The following is an 8,686-nucleotide window of genomic DNA, read 5'->3' on the forward strand; positions in this document are numbered from 1 at the left end:
ATCGTATACGCCCGCGTCGCGCCGTCGATATTGCCCTTGGGCGCGTCGACGGTCGTGATCGCGATCTGGTTGCGGACGTCTTCCAGCTGCAGGCCCTTGGCCACCAGTTTCGCAGGGTCGATCTGGACCCTGATCGAGGGCTTCTGCTGCCCGCCGATGAACACCTGGGCGACGCCCGAAATCTGGCTGATCTGTTGCCCGAGCTGGGCGTCCACCGCATCGCTCACGCCGATCAGCGGCAGCGTGTCCGAGGTCGCCGACAACAACAGGATCGGCGAGTCCGCCGGATTGACCTTGCGGTAGGTCGGCGGCGAGGGAAGATTTTTCGGCAACTGGCCGCCCGCGGCATTGATCGCCGCCAGCACGTCGTTTGCAGCGCCGTCGATGTTGCGATTGAGGTCGAACTGGATGGTGACGGCGGTCGTTCCAAGATAACTTGTCGAAGTCATCTGCGCGATGCCGGGAATCTGCGCGAACTGCCGCTCCAGCGGCTGCGCCACCGAGGACGCCATGGTTTCGGGGCTCGCGCCCGGCAACTGCGCCGTGATCTGGATGGTCGGGAAGTCCACCTGGGGCAACGGCGCGACCGGTAGCAGCGGATAGGCCACGAGGCCGACGAACAGAATGCCGGCCATCATCAGCGAAGTGCCGATGGGGTAGCGAATAAAGGGTGCGGAAATCCCGTCGCTCATTCCTGCCGGACCTTGGATTGCGCGGGGTTCGAACTCGCAACAGCCGTGCTGACGAGGGTGCCGGGTTGAACCTTGAACTGGCCCGAGGTGATGACCTGCTGCCCCGGCGACAAACCTTGCTCGATCACCGAACGTCCGTCGATCGACTGGCTGACCTTCACCTTGCGCAGTTCGGCCTTGTTGTCCCCAGTGACGGTGTAGACATAGAGGCCTTCAGCGCCGTGCTGGACCGCGTCGTCGGGAACGACTGTGGCATCTTTGAGCGTCTTCACCAGGAGGCGCGTCGACACCGACTGACCCGGCCACAAGGCGTGATCCTTGTTGGCGAACACCGCCTTGAGACGGACGGTGCCGCTGGTCGAGTCGACTTGATTGTTGACCACCGCCAGAGTTCCTTCCGCGAGGGGTTTCTTGCCGTCGGTCGTGATCGCGATCGTCTTGAGCGGCTGAGCGGCCTGTCCCTCGTTTATATAGGGTAGCTGCTCTTCTGGCGCGGTAAAAATAACGGTAATCGGTTCGATCTGTGTGATCGTGACAATGCCAGTCTGCGTCGCGGCATTGACGATGTTGCCGATGTCGACCTGGCGCAATCCGACAACGCCGGAGATCGGAGCCTTGATCGCGGTATAATCGAGTTGGGTTGCGGCATTGGAAATCGCAGCGGCGTCGGCGGCAATCTGCGCCGTCAATTGCGAAACGTTGGAACGCTGGGTATCGATCTGCTGGCGGGTGGCAAATTCGCCGAGCTTGAGGAAACGCTGCAGATCAAGGTTGGTGTTTGCCAGATTGGCTTCGTCCTGCTCCTTCTTGGCCTTGGCCTGATCCAGCGCCGCCTGGTAGGGCCGCGGATCGATTTCGGCAAGCAGGTCGCCCTGGTTCACCAGCTGCCCTTCGGTGAAGGCGATTTTGTCGATCTGGCCGTCGACGCGGGAGCGAACGACCACGGTGTTGAAGGCCTGGACGGTGCCGAGACTGGTCAAATAGACCGGAAAGTCGGTCTTCTCCACCGGATCCACAGTGACCCTGACAGGATTGCGGGAAACCGCCTTCTGGGCATTGTTCGCCGCCGTTTCGTGGCTGTCGCCGTAAAAGCGCTGCCAGCCAAAATATCCCAGCCCACCCACGGCCAGGATCAGCAAAATCCAACGCGTTACCCGCGATTTGTTCATTTTGACCCGTGCAAAAAAATAAGAAGTAGCCGGTCTTCACAACCGTTCCTAGGGAGTCCACATATAGTACGCGTGCAATTAATGTGCAAACACACTATAGCTTGAGAAATCTAAACATTCTGCAATCTGGGGGACTTTGAAACGCATGTCTCTCGATCTTAAAAAGCAGCTAATTACTCAGCTCGTCGAAAGTTCGCGGTTTCTGCGCAACTATATCGATCACCGCGCCAAGGGCCGCGGCACAACGCGCGCACAGTGGATTGTCCTGTTTCGATTGCGCGACCAAGAGGGCTTGTCCCAGGTCGATCTCGCCGACGTGCTCGAACTGCAGCCGATCTCGCTGGTACGCCTTCTCGACCGGCTCGTCGAACATGGTCTTGTCGAGCGAAAGCACGATCCCCGCGACCGGCGCGCCAACCGGTTGTTCCTCACCCCGGCCGGCCGCCAGCTTGCCGACGATCTCGACAGCCTGCGCGATTCCATTGCGACCGATGTGCTGCAGGATCTGCCGGATTCAGCGATCGAAACCAGTCTCAAGACGCTCAGAGATATCAAGGAGCGGATCAAGACGTTTGCCGAACCATCTGGTAGTGTCGCGGCCAAATGATCCGGCGGACGACCCTGAAACGATCAAATTGATCGGTATGTGTCGCCTGTGATTTCCGCCACCGGGTTGAAGTATGAGTGCACCACGTTTTCGAGCGATCCTTGGCCTCTCCATCGCTTTGGCAATGCTTTCAATGGCCGAGGCCTCGTTCGCGCAGCAGGCGCCCGCTCCACAGCAGGCGCTGGTACCGCCTCCGTCTGAGCTCCCTCCCGCACCGGCCATCGCGCCATCCCAGGCAACCGTTGCGGGCGCGCCGGCGGATGCAGCGACAGCCTCCTCCGACAGCGTCAGCCGTTCGGTGAAATCGACGACCGTTGCACTGCGCGAGCTGTCGCCCTGGTCGATGTTCCTGTCGGCCGACATCGTGGTCAAGGCGGTGATGATCGGGCTGGCGTTGGCTTCGCTGGTAACGTGGACCATCTTCATTGCCAAGATGATCGAACTCTCGCTCGTCACGCGCCGGCTGCGCGATGCGCTCACCCAGATCAGCGAGGCAAGATCGCTTGCCGAAGCGCAACTCGCTCTCGGTGCCAGCCGCACCGCATTATCGTCATTGCTTGCTGCGGCCATGCGCGAGGCGCGGCTGTCGGCCGGCATTTCCAGCGATGCCGGGATCAAGGAACGCGCCGCCTCGAGATTTTCCGAGATCGTGCGGGCCGAAGCGCGGCGGATCCGGCTTGGCATGGGCCTACTTGCCACCATCGGAGCGACATCACCGTTCATAGGGTTGTTCGGCACGGTGTGGGGCATCATGAACAGCTTCATCGGCATCTCGAAATCGCAGACGACCAATCTCGCGGTGGTGGCGCCCGGCATCGCGGAGGCCTTGCTCGCCACCGCCTTCGGACTCGTCGCGGCGATTCCTGCCGTCATCATCTACAATCATTTCGCGCGAATGACGAAGGGCTATCTCGAACTGGTCGGCCGGTCGTCGGGCGCGGCGGGGCGATTATTGTCGCGCGATCTCGACCGCACCCATGTCAGCTCGATACGGGCGGCGAATTCGCGCGCGGCGGAGTAGGCGATGGGTGCCTCACTCACCGACACCGAGCTTGACGACGACGACGCCGATTTCGCGGAGGCGCACGAAATCAACGTCACGCCTTTCATCGACGTCGTGCTGGTCCTGTTGATCATCTTCATGGTGGCGGCGCCGCTGTCGACCGTCGACCTTCCGATCGACCTGCCGACATCGACCGCAACGGCGCAAAAGAAACCCGACAAGCCGACCTATCTCAGCATCAAGCCCGATCTTTCGCTGGCGATCGGCGAAACCCGGGTCAGGCGCTCCGAACTGGTGCGCCGGCTTGACGCGGACTCCGAGGGTGGCAAGGATCGTTTCATTTTCCTGCGCGCCGATCGCGCGGTACCCTATGGCGAGCTGATGGACGTGCTCGAAATCCTGCGCACGGGCGGCTACACCAGGATCAAGCTGGTGGCGCTGGAGGGCGTTCCAGAGCAAGCTTCGGCGCCTGACGAGCTGAAACCCTGAAAAGGCCGAGCCGGTGGTCCATGGCGATGACCGATCTTGATGCCGAACCGACACCTTCGCGGCGGCTGTGGTTTTCCGCAGGCCTGGCCGCGCTTGCGCTTCATGTCGGCGGTGCCGCGCTTGCGGTGGCGCATCTGCGTATCGTCGAACCCGACGATACTTTGGGCACGCCGGCGATCGAGATCGGGCTCGAATTGACTTCTCCGCATCTTGAACCGACCGACCTGCCGGTGGGGCCTGATGCGGAAGCCTCGGTTGCCTCACCTGCGCTTGCCGAGCAGCGGGCGGAGATCAAGGAAACCGATCTTCCAAAGGACATCCCGAGCGAAAACGACAATCCCGACCGCGTGGTGACGCCGAACAGCGACAACAGGCCCAAGGAAGAAGATACGAAAATCGCCGCCGTGCAAACCACCGCTTCGATCGAGTCGGTCGCGGCGGAAGCAACCGCAAGGCCGAGCACGGAAGCGGTCCCGCAAGCGACGCGTTCGGTTGCGCCCGCGCAAGGCACCGGCGAAAGCGCGCAGCGCCTGCGCGCGACCTGGCAGAAGCAGTTGATCGCCCATCTGGACCGGCACAAGCGCTACCCCGCCGAGCGCGTGCAGAAAAGTGCCGAGATCGTGGTGGGTTTTGTGCTGGACCGGCTGGGCCACGTTCTTTCGACGAGCATCGTGAAGGGCTCGGGCGATGCGGTCTTCGACCAAGCGGCACTCGCCATGATCAGGCGGTCCGATCCGGTACCGCAGCCTCCGCCGGCGGTCGCCGACGAGGGATTGAATTTTACGCTGCCGGTGATCTTCCGCCTCAAAGGACGAAGCTGAAGCAAGACTCGTTCGCCACGTCTTCAGGCGTGCTCCGACCTCAGCGGAGGAAATATCGGAACGCGGTATAGACGATGACGAGGCAGACAAAGATCAGTGCAACGGGAAGTCGCGGCTTTGCCCTTGCCTGCGGAGCGGAGCCGGCCCGCTGCCGCTGCGGTGACGGGCGTTTGAAGGCCGTTACGTTCGCCGCCCGGCCAGCCGCCGACTGCTGGGGCTTGACCTGGGCCTTGACATCCGGTGGTTCGCCGGCACCTCCCATCTCCTCATAATAGGCCCTGTAGATGAGATGGACGACGGCGTCGGTTGCCTCGGCTTCATTCTTTTCCTGCAGAAGCGCCTTGTAGCGTTCCAGGAAGTTCTGGGCCTCCGGCGGAAGGGAGGAGGCGCCATTGAGCTTTGCCATCATTTTCCAGGTCGCAAAATCCGCCTTCGCCCTGGTATCGGCGCGTCGCGCGATCATCATGTTGGCTGCTTTGATCAAAATGGCCTTTGCTTTTTCCGGCGCCTTGCTTTGACTTTCCATTACCAGATCATGATGCGATCAGGTGGAATCGCATCATGATCTCATCTATTTGTTTGAGCATGATGTCCGCGCAAACGCGTTCCGCGTTTGTCGCGAGGGAAAACCGGCTTCCACTTTTTCCGGATCATGCACTAACTCTTCGATCAGGTGTTTCCTGTGACCGCAAGTATCAACTGAATTAAAAAGCCCGTCGCCTTCCGCAGTATCGCCGAAATAACATCAAGATTTAGACCGAACTGCGAACCAGCGAGCGGAAGCAGGATCAATAGTCCGATCAGGATCAGCAACCCGAATGGTTCCAGCCGGGCGAGGGGAAGCGCCAGCGGCTTCGGCAATAGTCCGACCGCGACCCGCCCACCATCCAGCGGCGGAATCGGCATCATGTTGAAGATCGCAAGGATGACGTTGATAACCAGCGCGTTTTTCAAATTGTCGGCCAGCCACTGCGCGGCGTTCGGCGGCACATTGCCCAGGATGTGGAACGCGGCCGCGGCAAACAAGGCGAGCGCGATATTGGTAGCAGGTCCGGCGAGCGCGACCCAGACCATGTCGATCTTGGGGCTGCGAAGCGCGCGAAAATTCACCGGCACCGGCTTGGCGTAGCCGAACAGGAACGGCGAATGCGAAAACAGAAGGATGGCCGGCAAGATCAGGGTACCGAACGGGTCGATATGCCGGAGCGGGTTAAAACTGACGCGGCCGAGTTTGTAGGCGGTATCGTCGCCAAGGCGGTGCGCGACAAAGCCGTGAGCGGCTTCGTGAAAGGTGATGGCGATCACGAGCGGCAAGACCCAGACCGATACGTCGTAGAGGGTGATGTTCAAGGGATCGGCTCTCCTCTTCGGACCTTTAAGGCGCGGTGATTTTTAGTTGAATCAGTCGAGCCGCGAACTCCATTCCTTCTCCCCCTGCGGGAGAAGGTGGCGCGGACGAAAGTCGGCGCCGGATGAGGGGGCACACTATCGGAGAACGCAAGCTAAGTTAGATATTTTCTGCGGTGGTAAACCCCCTCACCCGGATCGCATCTTCGATGCGATCCGACCTCTCCCGCGAGGGGAGAGGTGACACTTTCGATGCCGCTCCAACTCAACCTAACCTCATCATGCCGCCGGCCTCGGTCTAATATGTCGCTCTTCCACCGGAAATGTCGAACACCGCACCGGTGGAGAAGGAACAATCTTCCGAGGCGAGCCAGGCCACCATCGCAGCCAGTTCCTCCACCAGCACAAAGCGGTTTTTCGGAATCTTGGAAAGCATGAAGTCGATGTGGGCTTGCGTCATCTGGTCGAAGATCGCGGTCTTCGCCGCGGCCGGCGTCACCGCATTGACCATGATGTTGTGCTGCGCGAGCTCCTTGCCGAGCGATTTCGTCAGCGCGATCAGGCCGGCCTTGGAGGCTGAATAATGCGCCGCATTGGGATTGCCTTCCTTGCCAGCGATGGAAGCGATGTTGATGATGCGGCCATAGTTCTGCCTGATCATGGCAGGCGCGACCGCCTTGCAGCAGACGAAGGGGCCGTCGAGATTGATGCGCAGCACCTTGCGCCATTCGTCGAAATCGGTTTCCCACACCGTCTTGTTGACCCCGGCAATGCCGGCATTGTTGACCAGAATGTCGATTCTACCGAACGCTTTTAGCGTCTCGTCACGGGCTCTCTCGACCGCGGCGAGGTCGGACACATCGACTTTGAAGGCCATGACCGCGCCGCCGATTTCCTTTGCAGTCCGCTCGGCGAACGGCTGGTCGCTGTCCCAGATCGCGATGCTAGCGCCGGAAGCGACAAAGCGTTCGGTGATCGCGCGCCCAAACCCTTGCGCACCGCCAGTGACGATGGCGCAGCGGCCGTTCAGATCAATCTTGTTCATCGCCGTTTCCTCGGTCCGAATCAAATTGTCCTTGCCGTCATTCCGGGATGGTCCAAAGGACCAGACCCGGAATCCATCTCTTTCGACATTCTATTGGCGCCATGGATTCTCTGATGTGCAATTGCACATCAGAGTTCGCTCGTTGCACTCGCGTCCCGGAATGACGACCTGAGGTCGACAATCACAGCGTCCATCCGCCGTCGATGATATGCGCAACGCCGGTAGTGAAGGCGCTCTCGTCGCTTCCAAGATAAACTGCAAGCAAAGCGATCTCTTCTGCCGTGCCGAGCCGTCCCATCGGTTGCCGCGACACGAACATCTCGCGCCCACCGGGACCCGCGGCTGCCGCGCGTTGCAGCATCGACGGCGTCTCGATGGTGCCGGGACAGATGCAGTTGCAGCGGATGCCCTTGGTGATGAAATCCACCGCAACCGCGCGGGTCATGGCCGCCACCGCCGCCTTGGTCGCGCCATAGACGTAGCGGTTGGGCGCGGCCTTGAACACGCCGGCAGCCGAGGAGATGTTCACGATCGAACCGCCGCCTTTCTCCAGCATGCCGGGCAGAAACGCACGGATCGTCCGGTGCATCGACTTGACGTTGAGATCGAACGAGAAATCCCAGTCGTCGTCGGAACAGTCCAGCACCGTCCCGTGGTGCACGAAACCTGCCGCGTTCAACAGGATGTCGATATTGCCCACGCGCCTGGCGAGCGCGCCGACGGCGGAGCTGTCGCGAATATCGAGCCTTGCGGCATCCTTGACGCCTTCGCTCGCCAACGCCGCGAGACCTTTTTCGTCGATGTCGGTGGCAAAAACGATTGCGCCTTCCTGCGCAAAGGCAATCGCCGATGCTCGGCCGATCCCCGCTGCGGCAGCGGTCACGAAGGCGCGTTTGCCCTTCAGGCGGTCTGACATTTTTCTTTTCCTTCTTTTGTCATTCCGGGGCGATGCGAAGCATCGAGCCCGGAATCTCGAGATTCCCCGATGTGCAATGGCACATCTGAGGTCTGGTGCTAACGCACCATCCCGGAATGACGGAGTCTCAATTGCAAATGATGAACCCGGGAACGACGCTCCGGTGACGCAGCGGCCGGGCTCGTCCGCCCGGGCATGACGAGCTCGTTTGTGGCTTGAGCCGGCCCCCTACTCCACGCCCGCTTCGTCCGGCGTGAACTCGTACACCGACGAGCAGAACTCGCAGGTCACGACCACCTTGCCGTCCTTGACCATGTCGGCGCGGTCTTGCGGCGCGAAGCTCGCGAGCATGCCCGCCACCGCGTCGCGCGAGCAGGAACATTGCGCGCGCAGCGGCAGCGGCGGAAACACCCGCACGCCGCGTTCGTGAAACAAACGATACAATAGCCGCTCGCCCGACAGGTCCGGATCGATCAGCTCGACGTCTTCAACAGTCGAGATCAGGGATTGGCCTTCGATCCAGGCGTCGTCTTCGGCGACCGTGTGGGTGACGCTACCCTCCGGCGCATCGCCGGGATGAAGATCGGCCTGCCGCGC

At 61.0% G+C, this 8,686-nt stretch carries 11 protein-coding genes; 4 read left to right on the plus strand and 7 right to left on the minus strand.

Translation table 11 applies throughout. The features are described from left to right. Positions 1 to 692, minus strand: a 692-nt coding sequence (locus tag VNX23_RS30185) for an efflux RND transporter permease subunit (protein ID WP_325635406.1), incomplete at its 3' end; no start/stop codon positions are given. Continuing rightward, the gene (locus tag VNX23_RS30190) at positions 689 to 1,861 is read right to left on the minus strand and encodes an efflux RND transporter periplasmic adaptor subunit (protein ID WP_325635408.1); all 1,173 of its coding nucleotides are present in this window, start codon (positions 1,859 to 1,861) and stop codon (positions 689 to 691) included. The genes VNX23_RS30185 and VNX23_RS30190, both read right to left, overlap by 4 nt. Before the next feature lie 145 nt (positions 1,862 to 2,006). On the opposite strand from VNX23_RS30190, the gene VNX23_RS30195 reads away from it, so the two are divergent. The 4 genes from VNX23_RS30195 to VNX23_RS30210 all read left to right on the plus strand — a co-directional run bounded on the left by VNX23_RS30195 (position 2,007) and on the right by VNX23_RS30210 (position 4,781). After that, positions 2,007 to 2,468, plus strand: a complete 462-nt coding sequence (locus VNX23_RS30195) for a MarR family transcriptional regulator (RefSeq protein WP_325635410.1) — start codon at positions 2,007 to 2,009, stop codon at positions 2,466 to 2,468. Between the two features lie 73 nt (positions 2,469 to 2,541). Beyond that, positions 2,542 to 3,489 (plus strand): tonB-system energizer ExbB, encoded by a 948-nt coding sequence (exbB, locus tag VNX23_RS30200; protein ID WP_414643111.1) that lies wholly within the window; start codon positions 2,542 to 2,544, stop codon positions 3,487 to 3,489. Positions 3,490 to 3,492: 3 nt separating this feature from the next. Then, positions 3,493 to 3,960, plus strand: coding sequence for a TonB system transport protein ExbD (gene exbD / locus VNX23_RS30205; protein WP_325635414.1), 468 nt, complete (start codon positions 3,493 to 3,495; stop codon positions 3,958 to 3,960). A 26-nt stretch (positions 3,961 to 3,986) separates the two neighbouring features. Further along, complete coding sequence (locus tag VNX23_RS30210) at positions 3,987 to 4,781, plus strand: energy transducer TonB (RefSeq protein WP_325635416.1); 795 nt, start codon at positions 3,987 to 3,989, stop codon at positions 4,779 to 4,781. Positions 4,782 to 4,821: 40 nt separating this feature from the next. Here the strand turns inward: VNX23_RS30210 and VNX23_RS30215 are convergent, their stop codons facing one another. From VNX23_RS30215 to VNX23_RS30235, 5 genes are all read right to left on the minus strand, one after another. After that, on the minus strand, positions 4,822 to 5,247 hold the full coding sequence (locus VNX23_RS30215; RefSeq protein ID WP_325635418.1) for a hypothetical protein: 426 nt from the start codon (positions 5,245 to 5,247) through the stop codon (positions 4,822 to 4,824). A gap of 203 nt (positions 5,248 to 5,450) precedes the next feature. Further along, positions 5,451 to 6,131 carry a site-2 protease family protein gene (locus VNX23_RS30220; protein ID WP_325635420.1) on the minus strand — a complete coding sequence of 227 codons (681 nt, stop codon included), beginning with the start codon at positions 6,129 to 6,131 and terminating at the stop codon, positions 5,451 to 5,453. A gap of 295 nt (positions 6,132 to 6,426) precedes the next feature. Further along, positions 6,427 to 7,173 (minus strand): SDR family NAD(P)-dependent oxidoreductase, encoded by a 747-nt coding sequence (locus tag VNX23_RS30225; RefSeq protein WP_325635422.1) that lies wholly within the window; start codon positions 7,171 to 7,173, stop codon positions 6,427 to 6,429. Between the two features lie 181 nt (positions 7,174 to 7,354). Beyond that, on the minus strand, positions 7,355 to 8,089 hold the full coding sequence (locus VNX23_RS30230; RefSeq protein WP_325635424.1) for an SDR family oxidoreductase: 735 nt from the start codon (positions 8,087 to 8,089) through the stop codon (positions 7,355 to 7,357). Between the two features lie 228 nt (positions 8,090 to 8,317). Continuing rightward, a partial coding sequence (locus tag VNX23_RS30235; RefSeq protein ID WP_325635426.1) for an Hsp33 family molecular chaperone HslO occupies positions 8,318 to 8,686 on the minus strand: 369 nt, incomplete at its 5' end.

This window comes from Bradyrhizobium sp. (assembly GCF_035570375.1).
Lineage (GTDB): Bacteria > Pseudomonadota > Alphaproteobacteria > Rhizobiales > Xanthobacteraceae > Bradyrhizobium.